General features: G+C 40.7%; 15 protein-coding genes. 10 read left to right on the top strand and 5 right to left on the bottom strand.

Features of this window, described 5'->3' with window-relative positions:
* Positions 1–6: 6 nt before the first annotated feature.
* Both AM592_RS20295 and AM592_RS20300 read right to left on the bottom strand, forming a co-directional pair.
* Entirely contained in the window at positions 7–273 is a 267-nt protein-coding gene (locus AM592_RS20295) for a PTS sugar transporter subunit IIB (RefSeq protein WP_053605455.1), read from the bottom strand.
* An 18-nt stretch (positions 274–291) separates the two neighbouring features.
* Positions 292–2,391: a BglG family transcription antiterminator gene (locus AM592_RS20300; protein ID WP_053605456.1), complete on the bottom strand. Its 2,100-nt coding sequence runs from the start codon at positions 2,389–2,391 to the stop codon at positions 292–294.
* Between the two features lie 243 nt (positions 2,392–2,634).
* Here AM592_RS20300 and AM592_RS20305 point away from each other — a divergent pair, with 243 nt between their 5' ends.
* Positions 2,635–3,084 carry a GNAT family N-acetyltransferase gene (locus AM592_RS20305; RefSeq protein WP_053605457.1) on the top strand — a complete coding sequence of 150 codons (450 nt, stop codon included), beginning with the start codon at positions 2,635–2,637 and terminating at the stop codon, positions 3,082–3,084.
* A 119-nt stretch (positions 3,085–3,203) separates the two neighbouring features.
* Positions 3,204–3,431 (top strand): hypothetical protein, encoded by a 228-nt coding sequence (locus AM592_RS20310; RefSeq protein ID WP_376773397.1) that lies wholly within the window; start codon positions 3,204–3,206, stop codon positions 3,429–3,431.
* Positions 3,432–3,545: 114 nt separating this feature from the next.
* On the opposite strand, the gene AM592_RS24245 is transcribed toward AM592_RS20310, so the two are convergent.
* Positions 3,546–5,300, bottom strand: a complete 1,755-nt coding sequence (locus AM592_RS24245; RefSeq protein WP_053605458.1) for a DUF2207 domain-containing protein — start codon at positions 5,298–5,300, stop codon at positions 3,546–3,548.
* Positions 5,301–5,426: 126 nt separating this feature from the next.
* Between AM592_RS24245 and AM592_RS20320 the strand changes: the two genes are divergently transcribed.
* Positions 5,427–6,200: a class I SAM-dependent methyltransferase gene (locus tag AM592_RS20320; protein WP_053605459.1), complete on the top strand. Its 774-nt coding sequence runs from the start codon at positions 5,427–5,429 to the stop codon at positions 6,198–6,200.
* Between the two features lie 212 nt (positions 6,201–6,412).
* Here AM592_RS20320 and AM592_RS20325 read toward each other — a convergent pair whose 3' ends face one another.
* Positions 6,413–7,282 carry an NAD(P)-dependent oxidoreductase gene (locus tag AM592_RS20325; RefSeq protein WP_053606196.1) on the bottom strand — a complete coding sequence of 290 codons (870 nt, stop codon included), beginning with the start codon at positions 7,280–7,282 and terminating at the stop codon, positions 6,413–6,415.
* A 201-nt stretch (positions 7,283–7,483) separates the two neighbouring features.
* On the opposite strand from AM592_RS20325, the gene bioB reads away from it, so the two are divergent.
* From bioB to AM592_RS20355, 6 genes are all read left to right on the top strand, one after another.
* On the top strand, positions 7,484–8,467 hold the full coding sequence (gene bioB / locus AM592_RS20330) for a biotin synthase BioB (RefSeq protein WP_053605460.1): 984 nt from the start codon (positions 7,484–7,486) through the stop codon (positions 8,465–8,467).
* Positions 8,468–8,504: 37 nt separating this feature from the next.
* Positions 8,505–9,056 carry a biotin transporter BioY gene (locus AM592_RS20335; RefSeq protein ID WP_082364246.1) on the top strand — a complete coding sequence of 184 codons (552 nt, stop codon included), beginning with the start codon at positions 8,505–8,507 and terminating at the stop codon, positions 9,054–9,056.
* A 16-nt stretch (positions 9,057–9,072) separates the two neighbouring features.
* Positions 9,073–10,539 (top strand): AMP-binding protein, encoded by a 1,467-nt coding sequence (locus AM592_RS20340; RefSeq protein WP_053605461.1) that lies wholly within the window; start codon positions 9,073–9,075, stop codon positions 10,537–10,539.
* Complete coding sequence (locus AM592_RS20345; protein WP_082364248.1) at positions 10,535–11,629, top strand: acetyl-CoA C-acyltransferase; 1,095 nt, start codon at positions 10,535–10,537, stop codon at positions 11,627–11,629. Before AM592_RS20340 ends, AM592_RS20345 begins: the two co-directional genes overlap by 5 nt.
* A gap of 118 nt (positions 11,630–11,747) precedes the next feature.
* Positions 11,748–13,583 carry a cache domain-containing sensor histidine kinase gene (locus tag AM592_RS20350; RefSeq protein WP_053605463.1) on the top strand — a complete coding sequence of 612 codons (1,836 nt, stop codon included), beginning with the start codon at positions 11,748–11,750 and terminating at the stop codon, positions 13,581–13,583.
* On the top strand, positions 13,583–14,836 hold the full coding sequence (locus AM592_RS20355) for an extracellular solute-binding protein (RefSeq protein WP_053605464.1): 1,254 nt from the start codon (positions 13,583–13,585) through the stop codon (positions 14,834–14,836). Before AM592_RS20350 ends, AM592_RS20355 begins: the two co-directional genes overlap by 1 nt.
* Positions 14,837–14,922: 86 nt before the next feature.
* On the opposite strand, the gene AM592_RS20360 is transcribed toward AM592_RS20355, so the two are convergent.
* Positions 14,923–17,301, bottom strand: coding sequence for a glycoside hydrolase family 97 protein (locus tag AM592_RS20360; RefSeq protein WP_211086200.1), 2,379 nt, complete (start codon positions 17,299–17,301; stop codon positions 14,923–14,925).
* A gap of 816 nt (positions 17,302–18,117) precedes the next feature.
* Here AM592_RS20360 and AM592_RS20365 point away from each other — a divergent pair.
* Positions 18,118–19,695, top strand: coding sequence for a response regulator (locus tag AM592_RS20365; protein WP_053605465.1), 1,578 nt, complete (start codon positions 18,118–18,120; stop codon positions 19,693–19,695).
* The last annotated feature ends 61 nt before the right edge of the window (positions 19,696–19,756 follow it).

Below are 19,756 nucleotides of genomic sequence, written 5' to 3' on the forward strand. Positions count from 1 at the left end.
TGTTACTTAAAGATTGTTTTCCAAGGCATGCCGGAGCTCATTTTTATCCAATAAGTTTTTTAATAAAGCAACATTACGAGAGCCATCTGCGATATTGCCGAGAATATCCTCAGATCCGATGTACAGATCAGCCGGTTCCGTTTTTGCAGTAGTTAGATCGGTATGGGAGACGTCAGCTTCAACATTCATTTCTTTTAATATCGCCTTGACGTTCATCTCTACGATCATTGAGCTTCCTAATCCATTTCCACATACAACTAATATTTTTTTCATCTTAAATCCCTCCGTAAGTTATTTTAATGAGTATTTTTTAACAAGTGATAAAACATCTTCAGCAGTTTCTGCCTGGATAAGTTTTTCGGTATTGCCTGGTTCTGATAGCAATTCTGTCAGCTGTGATAATGCTTTCAAATGGGTTTCATTATCAATAGCTGCGAGAACAATGATCAATGATGCTTTGTGTTTCTCTTGATTCGAAAAGCTGACTGGGCTTTTTACACGAAGAAAACTCATCCCCAGTTTGTCGACTCCATACTCAGGCCTCGCATGAGGAATGGCGATGTTTGGAGCGATGACGACATAAGGGCCAAGCTCTTGAACATTTTTCACCATCGCTTCCACGTAACTCGGTTTAATGCTTTCGTTTGCAAGCAGTGGAGCGGAAGCGAGCTGAATCGCTTCTTCCCAATTGGAAAGTTCCTTACGAAATTGAATCGTTTCTTCGGTAAGCAATTCATCTAACATCGGCTTATGGGCCTCCTTTTTTAATGAATGATGGGAAGAAATAAAGTGCTGCAGCTTCTCTTTCAGAGGTTCCCGCTGCTTGATGATTGCGTGCTCTTCAATCATGGCCATCAGCAAATCGATTTCTATTGCTGGTTCAGCATCATTGAAAAGATTCCTTACCTGCTGGACGACGTTTTCCCGGTCCTTTTCATCCAAAAGGGCGGGAACGTAAATCACGGGTGCCCATTTTTGTTTGATAAAGGATGTCGAAAAAACGATATCAGCATCAAAAGGGTTCCGATTGTATTCCCGCACTGAAACCGTGTGGGTCACCATCATCTCGGGCAGCAGGGTTTCAAGCTGGGAACGAAGCATGCCGGAAGCGGCGATCCCATTTTCGCAAACGACGATGGCTTTATAGTTTTTTGAAACATATTGGTTTTTACGGCTTAGCCAACCGCCAAAATGCATCGCTACGTAGGCTATTTCCTCATCCGGAATGGTTTTTCCGACAAAGGATTCTAAGTGAGACAAGGATCGCTTTGTTAAATAAAATACTTCCGGATACTGCTTTTGAATGTCTTTTAAATAAGAGTTAGTAATTGGGATACTGTACTTTAACCGGTAATAAGCAGGCTTCAAATGCGTTAGCAAATTTTCTTCAAGCTGCTTCCGGTCATCAAAAATTAAGCACCCAATCAGCTGAAAGTCATCAATGATTTTTTTGATGACCATCTGGAGCTGCTTGATTTCTTTAGTGCCGGCAGATGCGATATGTTCGCGATGGACACGTGACCCAAGCAGCTGCATCGTCAGTAAGAGCCTTTCATGGAAGGGAAGCGTGTGAAAGCCGTTTTTCTTAAGCTCGTCATTCAGTTCTTCAACCGCTTGATAAGCGTTCGTTTTTTGCAAAATGTTCATTTCCTCTTCGTCGATAGAAACGGTTGAGTTATCTGATTTTCGTTTTACGACGATCAGAAGCTGCAGAATTAAAAATTGGACAACCTCTTCGGTGAAAGAAACATTCAGTTTCTTTTCGATTGAGGCTACTTCGTTTTCTAAAAAGATGAGCAGTCGGTCGTCTGTATTACCTGAAGACGGATTCAGCATTTCATAGAGCTTCTCATGCAAATGCCGGGAATCTTTTGATGAAAGTACGTCACTGATCAAAGTCGTTAAAAGCTGACGCTTCGCCTGTTCAGATCCGATAAGCTCGTAGCCTGATCCTTTCTCATAAGAGAGGGTAATTCCCAAAGGATTTATCGAATCGGCTGCTTTTTTTATATCGCGAAAAATGGTTCCTCTGCTTACTTGTGTTCTTTCCATTAGGTCATGCAGTGAGGAAGTTTCGCTCTGAGTCAACAGGGAAATCAAAATAATGCAGATTCGTTCCTGCCGGGATAACCGATATTCCCATTCATCCGTGAGTTTCAAGCGGGAAGCGAGATGATCGCGAGTACGTTCTGATAAATAAAATCCCTTGCCGTACGCTTTTTCTACCGGAGATAATCCTTCCCGTTCAAGCCATCCATTAATTTGGTCAATATCGTAATAAATGGTTCGCTGTGAGACCCCTAGTCTTTCCTTTAGAAGATCGATGCTGACCGCTCCATTGGATTGATAAATCAAGTTCAATATGGAGGTTCTTCTTTGATCAAGGACCATATGCAAAAGCCCCCTTACTTGATGCCATAATTTGCAAAAATAGACGCTTCGTTTTCTTCTTCTCTCTACACTTGTTAGTATACTCCTTTTACAAACTGTATGTAAGGGTTTTCGAAGTATAATAGTTGAGTAGCTTCATTTTGCAAAATGATACTTTTGTCGTTCGGGACGTTTCCAGTATTGAAACCTGGCAAGAAAATGGTTTAATTAAACTAATATTGAAAAGCTGGAGGCTTAAGGTTCATGATTAAAAAACTAAATGCCACAGATAAGGAAACAGCCAAGAAAATGATCGATGTCCAGCTGCCTTCCTATAAAGCAGAAGCAGAATTAATCGGCTTTTACGGGATTCCCCAGTTAAACGATACGGTTGAATCGATCATGGAAAACGATGAGATATTCATTGGATATTTTTTCGACGAAGAATTGGCAGCTTTCATTTCATATACCGAAGAACAAAATGAATTTGATATTTGCAGGCTGGTTGTCCATCCGAACCATTTTCGCAAAGGAATTGCGAAAAAGCTGTTGGAGCATGTACTTAAGAATAGAACGAATGGCAAAAAAGTGATTGTCAGCACGGGAGCAAAAAACGTTCCAGCCAAAAATCTTTATGCTTTTTTTGGTTTTGAAGAAGTGAAGAATATTGAAGTTGCACCGGGGATTTTTCTTACTTTTATGGAGTTAATGTAGAGAAACAGTTAATTTCAATTAATCTCAAATTTATATGTTAAAGAGTACTAATAAATAGTGGTTTTCCCTCTTTTTTCAAGCGGAAGTTAGATATAATTTAACCAATAAATCAAAAAGAGGTGCAGCATTTGAAAAAAGTCCTAATGTTTTTTCTATGCCTTGCTGTTGTTTTGACAACATCTGCTTGTCAAAAAAAATATACTGGTGAGTATAAACAATGGGGAATGACGGCCAAATTGGTTGATACTGATAAACTAGAAAAGCATAACATTCCATATAAAATTGAAGATGGTCAAGTTTATATTCCTGAAGATGCCTATGAGGATGCTCTATTCTGCTGCTCATAACAAAAAACAGGAGACACAAAAGCTCCTGTTTTTTTGTTATTTTCCTGTAGTGTCGCTTGTTGTTCGATGTGAACTACCTTATTAGGGCAGGCTTCAAGGAATCGATCGTTTATTTTAAAAGGCACCAGATCCGCCTCCTCCTCCACCAACTCCGCCTCCTCCTCCACCAACTCCGCCTCCTCCGCTAAACCCGCCACCTGTATTGGATGAACCGGCTGCAGTGCTTGAGGCAGCTAATCCTGCTGAATGAAAGCTAGGAGATATTGAGGCTGTGAGAATCATAAGGGTGGTTATGTCAATCGAGTAAAAGCTTGGCTGAATGTCATTTGAACTGGCTCTATTACTGGATCGATGAAAGGCGTTCTCAAGCTCTTCATGTTTTTTGTATAAGCTATTGTCTTTTATACCCATTCCGTAGATGAAAGAACGCAATCGCTCATCTTCCGTCCAAGTGCTCCACTCATTTTCAGTAAGATATGGGAAGTTATTTTTGAATCGATTCCACTTATAAAACGTTGCCGCTCCTTTTTCGCTTTTTGGTCGGTAAAAAATCGCATACCCGATCAAAAAGAGGAAAGTTGGCAATGAGAGAAAGAACAAGCCAAAAAGGTCATACAACGGAAATAAAAAGAGAAATGGCAATAAGATTAAGCTCGATAAGCCGACAGTTGAACGATATATTGTATTTTTCTCGTAAAAAGCTTGGTCTTTGATTTCGTTCTTAACGGCATACTGCCATTTTGTCTGGTTGGAAAGGTATTTATTGTGATTTTTCTTCTGTTTTGTATACCTAGCCAGGTCATCTAAACTGAAAGTGCCGTTTTTCCCGATTTTGTCAAACAGCCATTCCATCAAAATTTCTTCGTGGCGTAAAGCGCCTTTTCGAGTAATAATTCGAAATTGATCGTCAGAAATGTTTTCAATATAGCCTTTGTGTAGCAAATCCATCAATCCCGCTGCAACTGTATCTGAAGAAAATGCTCCTTTATTTGTATAAAAAATCGTTGCCGGTATGCTCATACTTTCTTCCGGAATCTTGTTTGATGTTGCCGCTTCTTCCTTCTCAAGCATTAGCTTTAAGTCTCTGCTTCGTTTCCAGGAATAAAGGAGGATTGCAAGTATAACGAGACCAAAAGCTGGGATAAGTACTTCGCCGATAGTAGAAAGCTGCTTCTTCATCCTCGCATCTTCAGCAGCTTGATCTATCCCCTCCTGCTCAGCCGCCAGGATTTTCTCCTTCATCGGCTTATTCGACATATTGGAAGCGGCAGAAAATAGCTTGTTGTCATAGGCGACTCGAATATCACCTTTTGTACCATCGGGAACCTCTTCAAAGGAAAATTTGACGGATCCGTCCGGTTGAATCGCTTCTTTATTAAAAGCTTCATCATAGCCAAAAGCTATCACATCTTCTGTTGTTTTTTCGGGTGGATGAACTGTGACCGTAAGATTTTCATAGGTTGATTCATTGTTATTATCGAAGAAAGGCCAATAAAACTCTGCTGCATCTGAATATACACTTACTCCATTCTTTATAGAGTAATGAAGGTCGACAGAAATCGTTTCATAGCTGCCTGCTCGGTGAATTTTATAGGTATTTTCATCTTTTTCTGTTTTTAATGGTTTTCCGTTTTCATATGCTTTAAAATTTGAGATTTCCGTGCCTTTTTTGGCGATCAATTCTCTGGTGATCCCATTGAAATCATCGTCGAACTTATAAGTATGTGTCTCTTTAACATTAACATCGCCATTTTTTTGCAAATCAGCTTGTATTTGAGTATTAGTAATGGAATAATCAATGGCAAAGGTAAGAACAGGAAAAAGTACTAGTGCAGCCGACATGACAAGAATAGAAATCAATCGTTTCATTATTTAATCACCTGCCTTTAGTATGTTATACGAAGAAACAGAGAAAAGGTTTTAAAAAAAGAGAGTGTATATGGATCATCTGTTTTAAATATATACTAATAAAAAAGTAGGCTAGGAGAGAAGAAGATGGGGGACAACAATGCAACAAAGGATTATTGGGACGCAAGCTTATATGATGGAAAACACGCCTTTGTTTCTAACTTTGGAAATGATGTAATCAAACTTTTAGACGCAAAAAAAGGTGAACGTATCCTTGACCTGGGATGCGGCACAGGGGATTTAGCACACTCGTTAACTGAGATGGGTGTGACAGTTGTCGGGTTTGATAAGTCGAAAAATATGATTGATCAAGCAAAGGCTAAGTATCCGAATATTGTTTTTGGTGTTAGTGATGCAACAGAATTAGACTATCAAAATGAATTTGATGCGGTGTTTTCAAATGCTGTCCTTCATTGGGTTAAGCCTCCAAAGCAGGCGCTGCAATCAATCTATCAAACACTGAAGCCAAAAGGCAGATTTGTCGCTGAATTCGGCGGAAAAGGAAATGTTAAAATCATTACAGATGAAATTCTGAATCAATTTAAGAGCTATGAAATTAACTTTTCTGATGAGCAGTTCCCATGGTATTTTCCGAGTATTGGCCAATATTCAACATTGATGGAGGAAGTCGGGTTTAGAGTCATGCATGCACAGCACTTTGATCGTCCGACGCCGTTAGATGGGGAACACGGCTTAAGAAACTGGTTGGAAATGTTCAGCGGCGGGATGTTTGAAGGAATCTCAAACGAATTAAAAAATGAAATCTTCAACAAAATCGAAACCAACGTAAGAGAAACATTATATCTAGATGGCTGTTGGTTTGCTGATTATAAAAGGATCCGTGTCATTGGAGTGAAATAGAACGATGGGAGGAATTGTGCAATTAATTAAGTCTTCTGTGCAATTATTAGCTATTACTGTGCAAAAATAGCGACTACCTGTGCAATTATTGCAACAGTTTGTGCAAATAATCAATTGAACTGTGCAATTCCCACGCTTCATTGTGCAATTCCTATACGTTTTTCGCAAAAAAGGGCGACCCACACAACTCGTGAGCCGCCATCACCATCTTCTCAGCTATTTTGTTCTTTCAATTCTAAAAAGATTGCTGATAAATCCAACTCGCCTTTTCCGTGTTCTTTAGCCGATCCGTAGGTTTGATCTGCAGCTTTAGTCAGCGGCAGGGAGGCGCCGTTTTTGTCTGCTTCTTTTAAGGCAAGACCCAAATCCTTCGACATCAGCTTCAGCATGAACGCAGCAGGGAATTCTTCTTTCTCAAACAACTGTTTTTTGCCGGTAACGAGCGGGGTTCCTACCGCAGAGGCAAGGATCATTTCTAGGGTGTTTTCTTTTTCAAGACCTAATTTTTCGGCAAGCAGCAAGGCTTCAGATGCTCCCTGCATCGTAATTCCCAGCAGCAAATTAATGACAAGCTTGGCTGAGGCGCCTTTTCCGTTTTCGCCGAAATGTACGGTCTTTTTGCCCAGTATATCAAAGATCGGCTGTACCTTCTGGATATCTTCTGCGTTTCCTCCCGGTAATATTACCAGTGTACCGTCTTCTGCAGGCTTCACAGATCCTGATACGGGTGCATCGATGAAAGCCGCCTCTTTTGTACGGACAAGCTCTGAAAAAAGTACCGAATCCTCAGGGCTGACTGTACTCATGTCGATAACGATTTTGCTGTGATCTAATCCAGCCAGGATTCCTTCTTCCTGTTCCATCACATCCTTAACCGCAGCACCGTCCGTCAGCATTGTAATTATGACATCTGATTTTTCCGTCAGTTCCTGTGGTGTCTCGCATAGGATCGCGCCTTCGTCGGCCAAGCCTTGTGCTTTTTCTTTCGTCCGGTTGTACACATGCAAAGTGTAGCCGGCTTTGAGAACGTTTTTTGCCATCGGGGTTCCCATATATCCTAGTCCAATCCAACCGATTTTCAACAATGCAATCATCCTTTCCGTAGTTATCTCTCTTTATTTTAACAAATACGTCTTTGCCAATGATACTTTGGTGATTTCATAGGAAACATCTCCTACTCTTATAAAATTCAATTTGTATATTCAGAGAAAATATGATATTTTTTATGTTAACCAAAAATAAAATAGGTTAACATAAAAATGCTATATGGAGGGGTTGACCGTATGACCACGGATTGGCGATTGCTAGCACAGCAAGTTATGGAAGGGTACGAAGTCACAGAGGAAGAGGCTTTGTCAATTATACAAGCTCCTGACGAAGAAATGCTTGATATCTTACAGGCAGCTTTTCTTATCCGCCAAAAGTATTATGGGAAAAAAGTAAAGCTCAATATGATTATTAATACGAAATCAGGGCTTTGTCCGGAGGATTGCGGATATTGCTCGCAATCGATAGTGTCCGAAGCTCCGATTGATAAATATGCATGGCTGACCAAGGAGAAAATTGTTGAAGGAGCCCGGGAATCTGTTCAAAGAAAAGCAGGTACATATTGTATCGTTGCTTCAGGAAGAAGGCCAACCAGTAAAGAAATTGATCATGTTATCAGTGCGGTAGAAGAGATTCGCGAGACGACGGATTTGAAAATTTGCTGCTGTCTCGGATTTTTAAATGAAGAGCATGCAAAAAAACTGGCGGATGCGGGTGTTCATCGCTACAATCATAATCTGAATACGAGTGAACAAAACTATGAAAATATTTGTTCTACCCATACATATGATGATCGGGTTGATACGGTCGTGAATGCGAAAAACTCCGGCATGTCACCTTGTTCAGGGGCAATTTTTGGCATGGGAGAATCCGATCTGGAGGCGGTTCATATCGCAAAGTCTCTGCGCGAATTAGACGCTGACTCCATTCCATGCAATTTTCTGATCCCAATTGACGGGACGCCACTTGAAGGACGCACCGACCTGAATCCGCGAAAATGTTTAAAGCTTCTCGCGATGATGCGTTTTGTGAACCCTTCGAAGGAAATTCGGATATCAGGAGGAAGAGAAGTCAATCTTCGTTCTTTGCAAGTAATGGGCCTTTATGCGGCAAATTCGATTTTTGTCGGGGACTATTTAACGACGATCGGACAAGAGCCAACAGCCGATTGGGGAATGATCGAGGATCTTGGGTTTGAAATTGAAGAATGTGCCTTATGATAAATAGAAAAGCAAAAAATTTTAGGAGGAGTCTTCTTTGAAAGTACGAGACATTACGTTTATTTCATTATTTGCTGCAGTTATGGGGGTGCTGGGGCTTGTTCCTCCTATAGTACTGACCTTTAGCCCAGTGCCAATTGTTCTTCAAAATTTTGGTGTGATGCTTGCCGGCGGACTGCTTGGTGCAAGACTTGGCGCCTGGAGCCAGGCGATATTCTTAATGGTAGTGGCGGCCGGAATGCCGCTTTTGAGTGGAGGACGAGGCGGCCTCAGTGTTTTTGTCGGACCGAGTGCTGGATACTTATTCGGTTATATCATCGTTGCCTTTACCATCGGGTATATTCTTTCCCGATTTCGTGTGGTAACCTTTATAAAGATATTGATCACTAATGTGTTAGCGGGAGTATTCTTGCTGTATGTATTTGGAGTCCCCGTTCAAGCTTTTGTCATGAATACTTCATTAGCAGGAGCATTAATATCAAGCTGGGTTTATCTTCCTGGAGATTTGTTAAAAGCGGTACTTGCTGCTTATCTAGTGAACAGGTTAAGAAAATCCCCGGTATTTCAGAAAAAGGCGGCTAGTATTTAGGAAAAGGAGATAAAGAATGGCAGCGATAACCCAGACCTACGACAAGCATCGTCAAAATCAACCTGAGCGCATCGCTGTTCAGATGGGCCATGAATCGATTACTTATCGAGAGTGGCAGGAGTTGGTTGCAAAAACAGCAAACTGGCTGACATCTCTGGATAAAGTGAATCGGACGATAGGAATTCTATTACCTAATGGAATTCCCTTTCTGCAGCTCTTCGCAGGGGCGTCTTCGGCAGGATTGACAATAGTCCCTCTCGATCCAAAATGGAAAAAAGAAGAGTTAGAAAAAAGATTACAGCTCTGCTCTCCTTCCTTCGTGATTACGACAAAGAAAATGAGCAGCGCGTTAGATACCATTGGATGTAATAGATTACTTTGGGAAAATTGCAAAGCTGATATTCAATGTGCACCACAGGATGAACCTGATGAAGTAAGCGGGGACCTTCCGTTTTTCATGGGGTTTACTTCGGGTTCAACGGGAGCACCTAAAGCCTTTGTCCGCTCGCATGATTCCTGGATTGAAAGCTTTGCCTGCAATCGGGTGGATTTTAACATGCATGGCGATGAACACGTCGTTATTCCGGGAGCACTTATTCATTCCCATTTTTTATATGGCGCTATAAGCACGTTGTATCTCGGAGGAACGGTGTATTTGCTAGAGAAATTTTCCCCATCTCAAACAATCTCTTTCATTGAAGCACATTCGATTACGACCGTTTTTATGGTCCCAACAATGATAGAAGCGCTTATGAGAGAAAAACGCATAATAAACAAGCCTCTAACGATCATTTCCTCTGGAGCGAAATGGGAAGCCGATTCAAAACGGCGGATACGGGACACCTTTTTCAATTTGACGATGTATGAATTTTACGGAGCCGGTGAACTAAGCTTCATTACTGTTCTTTCCGATCAAAACAATAGGCAGAAGCCTAGGTCAGTAGGCAAAGCGTGCCACAATGTCGAAATCAAAATAGTAAAGTCAAACCAAGAAGCCGCGCTCCCGAATGAAGTCGGAAAGATTTATGTACGAAGCAAGATGATTAGTATGGGATATGTACATGAAGGCTCAGAAGAGATTCATTCACTTCAGGATGAGTGTGGCTGGAGTTCTGTGGATGACATGGGATATTTGGATGAGGATGGATTCTTGTACATAGCTGGACGAGAAAAAAATATGATTCTCTATGGCGGCATGAACATTTTTCCCGAAGAAATTGAAGCCGTGCTCACACTACATCCTGAAGTTGAGGAAGCTGCCGTAGTGGGAATTTCAGATCCATACTGGGGACAGGTTGTGACTGCGGTTATCAAAGGGAGTGCTTCGAAACCCGAATTAAGAAGGCTTTGCCAGAGCAAGCTAGCCTCATATAAAGTTCCCCGAAAATGGCACTTTTTCGATGAAATTCCTCATACAACAAGCGGAAAACTCGCAAGGCAGCAAATGAAGGAAATGTTGGAAAGCAAGGTGAGCAGACATTAAGAGAGCGGTTATTGTCCAAGCAAAACGAACGCCGATAGGAAAAGAAAACGGCATGTTAAAACACTTGCAGCCCCACGAATTGGCTGCTCCTCTTCTTAAACAATTAAGCAAGGGGATCGAAGAGGAAGTTGACGATGTCATTCTTGGAAACGTTGTTGGGCCGGGCGGAAATGTTGCAAGACTGTCTGCTTTAGAGACAGGTCTTCCTTATGATGTTCCGGGAATGACGATAGACAGGCAATGCAGTGCCGGGCTGGAGGCTGTTCGAATCGCCTGCTACTCCATTCAAGGAGGGGCAGGCCGTTGTTATATTGCTGGAGGAGTGGAAAGCGCGAGTACTTCTGCTTTTGAAAAACGTGCACGGTTTTCACCTGAGTATATCGGAGATCCAGATATGCCATTGGCCGCAGAATATGTCGCTAAAAAATATGGTATATCAAGAGAAAAGCAGGATAAGTATGCATTAAGAAGCTATGAACGGAGCCGGGAAGCTTTTCAAACTGGAGTATACAATCAGGAAATACTAGCGATAAATAACATAGATACAGACGAGGAGCTGTTGCGTGACCGCAATATGGAAAGGCTCATAAATCGGGCAAGACCTATAATTGCTAATGAGCACGGCACCGTTACGGCGGCAAACAGCTGCGGTATTCATGACGGGGCATGCGCTGTTTTAGTCATGGAAGAAACGATGGCAAAACAACAAGGGTATCAGCCGGTATTACGGTTCATTGACAGCCAGGTGTCCGGTGTTCACCCGCACATTCCGGGAATTGCGCCTGTTCCCGCAATTTTGCAGCTGTTAAAGAGGAACGAGTTAACAATGGAGGACATAAGCTTTGTTGAATTAAACGAAGCGTTTGCCTCAAAGGTTGTCGCTTGTGCGGAAGAACTGTCCATCCCTTACGAAAAATTAAATGTTAGCGGCGGCGCCCTTACATTAGGTCATCCTTACGGAGCATCCGGCGCCGTTTTGATCACACGTTTATTTTATGAGGTACAAAAAAGCAGGCAGGCAAAGTATGTCCTTGCGGCTATTGGAAGCGGCGGGGGAGTTGGGGTTGCCATGTTGTTTGAGAAGGTGTAAGAGTCAAATAGTTTTTTAAATAAAAATATAATAAATTTCTCACCTTATATTCATACCATTAAATTTTTCTGCCGTATCATGTATACTTATCGGACAGTACAGATAAAGGTGGAGCCTCATGATTCGAACTTTCCTGTTTTCCAACCGCTTTGTGTTTAAGATTATACTAGTTTTTCTATTTGTTATCTTATTGCCTACCTTTATTCTAAGTTGGGCTTTTAATATGCAATCTGAATCTGTTGTAAAGACAAACGTACGTGAAAATACGATTCAAACCACTAAACAAACGGCGGATTCTCTTTCTTTTATTTTTAACTCGGGCAGCGACACATCGGATTTTATTTTCAGCAATACAGACATTCAAAAAGCGATAATGAACATGAATAGAAGCTCGGCTGAAGAGCAGCGTCGGATTTTTCAATACATGAATAACACGTTGAATCAAATTGTTTACTCAAACTCCTTCGTCAAAAATGTCTATGTTTGGAAAGAAGAGGGCAGCGGCTGGGGCGGCAGTACATTTTCTCCTTATATGTATCATCCATCCATGTACAAGCTAATGCGGATTCGTGTGTCTAATCAGGAATGGATAAAGGAAGCCAAACAGAAGGATGGCGAACTGGCTTGGCGGGGGTTGCAGTTTGACCGTTTGATCGGAGGGGGTGCCAATACAGACCTGATTCTTCCTATCGGGAGAGTTGTTAAAAACTTCAACGATATGAATCACATAGGGTTTATGCAGGTGAATTTAAATGGGCATTCTATCTTAAACATCCTCGAGCAGCTAAAGCTTGGGAAGACAGGAAGATTTTTTGTTGTAGATCAGCAAGGTAAAATCATGATCCATCCTGATCTTAATCTGATTAACAAGAGTGTGGAAACTCCGGATTTACTCAAAAAAATTGTGGACAAAGATGTTGTAGAATTCGAATATACCTTAAATGGAAATCCGCATTATGGGGTCAAGCAGCCCTTGAGTAACGGATGGATGATCGTGGGAACTGTGCCGGTTTATGAAATTACCGGACAATTGGATCGGTTGCAGACCTTTATTTTGATTTCTTCCGGAGTTCTCATCATGCTTTCTATTGGTATCGGTCTATTAATGGTAAGCAGAATAACAAAACCGATCAAGCAGCTTACTCTGGATATGAGGAAGGTAAAGAATGGGGATTTAAAGGTAAGGACAAATGTAAGGTCCAACGATGAAATCGGTCTAATGAGTCAGCAGTTTAACAGCATGCTTCAAGAAATCGAAAAGCTTATGCATAAGGTAAATGAAGAGCAGGATCAAAAACTACAAGCGGAGCTAAGAGCCGTCATGCACCGGATTCATCCCCATTTTCTTTTAAATACATTAAATATGCTATGGTGGTCGATTAAATCAAATCAGAATGATCGAGCTGCTCTAAGTTTGAAGTCATTAATCCGCCTTTTGGAAGCACATATGGGTAAAAGCGGAAGTATGATTACATTGGAAGAGGAAATAGATTTTCTGCGGAAATATATTACCATTTTAGAGCTTCGATATGAAAAGACCTTTAAACTGGATTTGGAAGTGGAGCCAGAAGCGGAGAAGCTTGTTATTCCTCGTATGCTGCTCCAGCCACTGGTAGAAAATGCAATTTTCCATGGGATTATTCCCAAGGAAACGGACGGACGTATCTTAATCCAAGTTCATACAAGAGATAATTATACAGAATTTCTAGTCACTGACGACGGTATAGGTATCCGTGAGGAGAAGCTGAAAATATTAAATGAACCGGAGAAGGCTAAGGCCAAGGGTGAAATGGGTATTGGTCTGCTGCACGTTTACGATATGCTTCGCTTTTATTATTCTGATTGCTCTGAGTGGACGGTCACAAGTAAACTGGGAGAAGGGACAACCGTCTGTATCTTACTCGGAAATCCTGCGATACCTAATTCCTTAGATAATAAAAGGAGAAACGTTTAATGGCACGGTGGATATCAATTTTGTTGATCCTTGTTATTGCTACCGGATGTGAAAGATCGAAAATCATCACTTCGGATGAGCCACAAACGCATCATGAGAATAAAGAGAATGTAATCGAGTTTTGGCATACATACAGCGACACAGAAAGCAGGATTTTGGAACGGGAGATGATTCCTGCTTTTGAACGCCAATTTCCTAATATAAAAGTAATAGCTGTAAGGAAACCTTATAACACGGGACTGAAAAACACATTGATTGCTCGGGCTTCATCCAACCGCGGTCCTGATGTGGTCAGAATGAAATTGGACTGGATTCCTGATTTTTATCAAAACAGGCTGATTATGCCTTTAAATACTTTTCCTGATTTCCAAAAAGTCCGTCATACGCTTAATCATAAGACGATGTCAGCGGGCTTCTACCAGAATCAATATTATTCTCTTCCCATGGATTTTCTCGTACAGGTGGCTATCTTTAACCGGGAGCTTTTGAATAAAGCGGGGTATTCGGAACCTCCTAAAACAATGAAGGAAATTTTGGAACTTGCCAGTCAACAGCATCATACTATTGGACTTGGAGGCTTGGATACATGGAGAACGCTTCCATATATATTCGGCCTTGGGGGTTCGCTGACCGATGCTAAGTTTACTAAGGCAACCGGGTATTTAAATGGAGAAGCAACAGTACAGGCGGTGGAGAAGCTTCTGTATCTTTATAATAAAGGGCTGATTGATCACATGGTAGGAGAAGAAGGGGGAGACAATTGGGAAGGTGTAAAAAGCGGTAATGTGCTTATAACGGGCGAGGGGCCATGGTTTTACAACATATGGACCGATAAGGAATTGGACAGGTCTTTAAAAAATACTCTACCTATTCCTTTCCCCCATAATAAAGGGCCATCTTCAATCCTGGACGGCGATCATTTGGTTATTATGAAAGGGAGCAAACATCCTGATGCTTCTTGGACATTTCTGAAATGGATGTCCAGTAAAGAGGCTCAGTTGATGATGTCGAAAGTAGGGATTTTTCCAACGAATTTAGAAGCAGCAAAATCGATAAATTCTAATCGGGATTCTTACACTATTCCGTATAAAGAGGCTCTGGATCATGCTTACCATAGGCAATCGGTAAAAAATTGGAGTGAAATCGATGAGGTTTACACTCGCTATATGCGTAAAATATTCCTAGGGGAAATCTCTGTAAAAGAGGGACTGACCCGTGCGGCAAAAGAGATTGACCGTTTATTGGCCGTATAACGTTCAGAATGAAAGCGATCTGGGCATATCACGAGAAGAGAAAAAAAGAGGCCGTCAAATGACAGCCTCTTCGTCAATTTTATCGTCTATTCTTCGACGATTATTTTCGTTTGCTTGGATGTTCCATCAATCGAAAGGTTATATTCTCCAGCTTTATCAAAATGAACAGTAAATGTCTGTTGTTTTTTCTCTCCAGGGGCAAGACGGATATAGTGTTGTTTTATTATTGTGTCATCAACTTTTAATTTCAGTTCATCGCCTAATGGCGTTTGACTGTTGTTCTCAGCATCTAAGCGGACTGAAACTGTTTGGCCGGCTTTTACTTTCTTAGGGGCTTTTAATTTCCCGTAGCCAAGGGTTTTTGATTTGTAGTCAGGATAATTCTTCAAATCTTTTTTTGATGCTGGCTCCAAACTAATGGCATGTCCTCCGCTGCCAACCATGGAAGCCGTAATCTTATCCTTTGAATCTACGATAACTTTATCGATGGATACTTCGGTTGGGTTATTTTCCATGTCCGCTTCAGAACCGTCACTATAAATCGTTGCGACATATTTTTGATCTTTTTCAAGGAATTTAAGTGGTACTTGAATATTTTTCGGATCTCTATCGGTTAATGTTCCGACAAACCATTTATCCCCTTTTTTGCGGGCAATCGATAGATATTCATCGATTTCTGCATCAAGTACTTTCGTATCGTCCCAGCTTGCCGGTACATCTTCGATAAACTTAAATTCAGGCTGGTTGCGATAATGTTCTGGAAGGTCGGGAGCCATCTGCAAACCGCTGAAAATGACAGGGTAATAGGCAAGCTGACGGGCTCTTGTCGTCCATACACGTGTATCTTGATCATTTGGATCATATTTAAGATTGAAGATACCTCCGTTATAATCCATCGGTCCACCTAATCCAGCAGTAAACGGAAGTGTCACCGTGTGTTCAGCTGGATTTCCTGTATCTCCACCGTTGTATTCCATACCACGGAAAGTCTCACGACTCATCATATTCGGATAGGTCCGACGTTCACCGGTATCTTTAATTGTTTCATGAGCATCTACCATCAGGTCATACTTAGCAGCTGTCGTAAGAACCTTACGGAAATGGTTGACCATGAATTGGTCACGGTGATGATGGCCTTCAGGCTCAACAATTTTCGGAGTGCCGACGTATCCTGTCTTAATGGAATGAATCCCTAATTCTTTGTAATAAGCGAAAGTCTTCTCTAGTTGATTTTCATAATTTGTAATGTTTCCGCCTGTTTCATTATGAGCAACGAAATCAACGCCTTTTTTCTTGCCGTATTTAACTACTTCCTCTAAGTTGAAGCGCGGGTTTGACTTGATATAGTTTTGGTCGCTCCAGCCTTCAGGGATTGGACCGTCCCAGCCGTCATTCCATCCTTCAGCCAAAACGGAAGTAATATTGTGTTCGCTCGCAAAGTCAATATATTTTTTCGCGTTTTCGGTCGTGGCTCCAACTTTGTCACCCGGTGCCCAAGTGGATTGCATTTTGTGCATTTCCCACCAGATACCCATGTATTTTTGAGGTTTGATCCAAGAGGTATCTTTAATTTTATTTGGTTCGTTTAAGTTTAACATCATATCGGACTCAATTAGGTCACCGGCCTTATCACCGATCATAATGGTCCGCCATGGTGTTTTATGAGGAGCTTCGACTTTTGCTTTTACACCATCTGGCAAAGGAACGATTGCACTTTTAAAGCCGTATTTTACATCCTTGATTGGTTCAATTGTCATTTCGCCATAGTCAACCAAATCTGCTTCATTGAGAGCTAGATAAGCATTTTTATCGGCCTTCATCGTAATAGGAGTATTTGCCGCTTTCATTTTATCTAACGTGGTTTCCTTATAAAGATGTTCATATAGTTCAAAGTCTTGCGGTGTCCACCATGATTTGAAATTGCCGGCAAAGCGGAATTCCGTATCTTCATTCATAATGTCAAACTTTTTGAGGTTTTCTTGTTCAGGAAAGACATAACGAAAGCCTACTCCGTCATTAAACACACGGAACTCTACATGTAAATCTCGATGGGGAGCAGCTTTTTCCTTAAGTTTCACTCTCAGTTCATTGTAGTGGTTTGTTATTTCTTCTTTTTCATCCCAAACCGGCTTCCATTTTCCATTTTCTGTTTTTACTTCAGTACCGACGATTTCGAAGTTTTCTTTAAGATCCGGTACATCTTTTAAATCAAACCCTAATTGGGAACGATCGATTAAATTTTTATTATTGAATTTAACCTGATAAAATGGTCTTCCCTTTTCTCCTAAGCCAACTTGAACATTAATCTTACTGTCTGGTGATTTAACCACAAGCGAGTTTTTTTGTTCGTCTGCAAATGTATTGTTTGCACTTAATGTCATTAGAACAAGTAAAAGTAAGAGCAGCGTTACGCTTACAATCAGTTTTTGATACCTGTTGGTACGAAAATCAAAAATTTTCATCATTACCGATCTTCCTCCATCATTTAATTAGTCGTCAACTGACGCTACAAACCGGCCACGATAGATAGCCTGTGGCTATAAGTCCGAATTAGTTAGAATTTGCTTGAATTTTTTTGTGTTTCTCTTTTAGCGGGATTTAAACACTTGTTCTTTCTTCGGTTTAACGCTGTTATGTAGCTCCAGCGAGCAAGGCTAGATGTAGTTGTTCTGAACTTTTAATTCTTGTAAACCTCTCTCCTTTCTGAAAACGGAAATTGACATAAAAGCTACTTTAATATAATTAATTGGTGAGGTAGCACTCCCCTTTCTTTTTAAATTCCCTCTTAAAAAGGGGTTACCTATAAAATAAATATTAAAGACAACTGATTCAATGGAGAGTTTGTACCGAAAAAGCGTATAAGCCAGAAATATAGAAAAGAAAGCGTTTTATTGTTTGTGGATAGATAGGTGTTAAGGGAATTAAATACTGACATGATGAGGATTTTAACACTATACACTAAAAAGCAAAAAAATATTTTTATGCGAGTTTCATTGGGAAAATATACAATTACATAGTGCGTAGGTATATGTTAAATGAAGTAATAAAAACCATTAATTTACTTAGATTCTACTATGTTAATATTATTTAAGTAATATAGGGGATTGAATTGCTAAAACCATCTTAATATAGTGATTCAATATTATGTAATATGAATATCTCAATGGATAAACCAAAATTTGTAATAGTGAAAATTGCATTGTATTATGAACCTCAACATGTAAACATTAAGATAGATATTATTGCTGAATTCAGATTTTGCTGATAATGGAGGAGTTACCATGTATCGAGTTGTTATCGTTGATGACGAACCGATCAGTCGCAATGGAATTGAAGCCTATATCGATTGGGAAAAGGAAGGTATGTCGGTAGAAGCTATTTGTGCCAGTGGGGAAGCGGCCTTGAATACAATAAAAAATCGTTCCGTTGATATTCTCATTACAGATATCCTCATGCCTGTAATGAACGGAATTGAACTGATGAAGCAAGCGTTCGAGCTTGAACCTAATCTCAAAGTTATTATGCTTAGTAGCTACAGTGATTTTGAATATGTAAGAGAGGGTCTCAAGCTAGGCGCTGTCGATTACATGCTAAAGTCTGCATTAGAACCGGAAGATCTTCTAGCCGTCCTGCATCGTTGTATTTATATGCTGGAGGAAGAACGAAGAAAAGAAGCGGAATTTTATCATTATCAACATGAGGCAATTTACAAGGAACGGAAATATATCGAGCAGGAAATCAAAAGGCTGATGGTTCAAGAACAATTTTCACATTCATCAATGGATTGGGCTCCTGCATGGTTAAAACAACATCGATATGCTTGTATCTACCTTACGTTGGACCGGGTGAATGAATTAAGGGAAAATCAAGGATATCTGCACGTTCAATTATTATTGGAAGAATTGCAGGAAATGTTTTATGAGCAGGTAGATGAAGGCTGCGCGATGTTGTCAGGTGAAAGAAGTTTATTTATATTAATTCCAGAAAGCGTACGTAATTGGGGTCTCAGGCTTCTCCGATTGAAACGATTCGTTGAAACTGAATTAGACATTTCCATTTCTGCCGGCTATAAGATTGAGCAGGGAATATCCCGAGTTCTAAAGGGATTATTCGATAGCCGCACTGCTTGCCAAAGAAAATTTTTCGAAGGCTTAGGTCGCATATATCGATGGAAGGGACCATCCTTAAACGAGGAAACAAAAAAGCCTGAAACAGAGCCGCCTGATTGGGACCCCTTTTTCGAAATTATTCGTAACGGGGATCCGGTTCACACTGCGGTTGAATTTGCGAGTAATCATTGGGAAAATAAACGATTGGAACCGGAACAAATAAAACAAGAGGCTTACGAGCTTTTTAACGACATGAATAAACTGCAAGGAGAGTCAGGGCAGCTTCTTTCTGAACAGCTTGTTTTGCTTGAAAGGTCAGAAACATTAGAGGAAATAACATTGCTTCTGAAATGTGGATTGGAAGAAATCGGAAGGACCTTTATCCCTAGACTTCCCGATAATGGAAACGGGGGGCAGCTGATTACAAAGGCGTTGGATTATATTGCCGATCATTATAAAGAGAACGTAACACTGCAGAGCGTAGCGGATACAGTGCATGTCAGTAAAAATTATTTCAGCATTCTTTTTAAAAAACAAACAGGCTATAACTTTATCGATTATCTGATGGAAATGAGAATAAGGGAAGCTAAGCGGCTCTTGATTGAAGAGAACAGCCGTATTTATGATGTTGCTGAAACCGCCGGATTCAATAGTGTGAAATATTTCAACAAGCTGTTTAAAAAAATGACCGGACTTACCCCGTTAGAATATAGGGAAAAGCACAAGGAAGCAGGTTCGTATATAGTTTAACAAGTTGGCGTTTAAAATTAGAATTAGCTCAGATACGGAAAAAGGACGTGAATCCCATTGA

It is taken from the genome of Bacillus gobiensis (genome assembly GCF_001278705.1).
GTDB lineage: Bacteria > Bacillota > Bacilli > Bacillales > Bacillaceae > Bacillus > Bacillus gobiensis.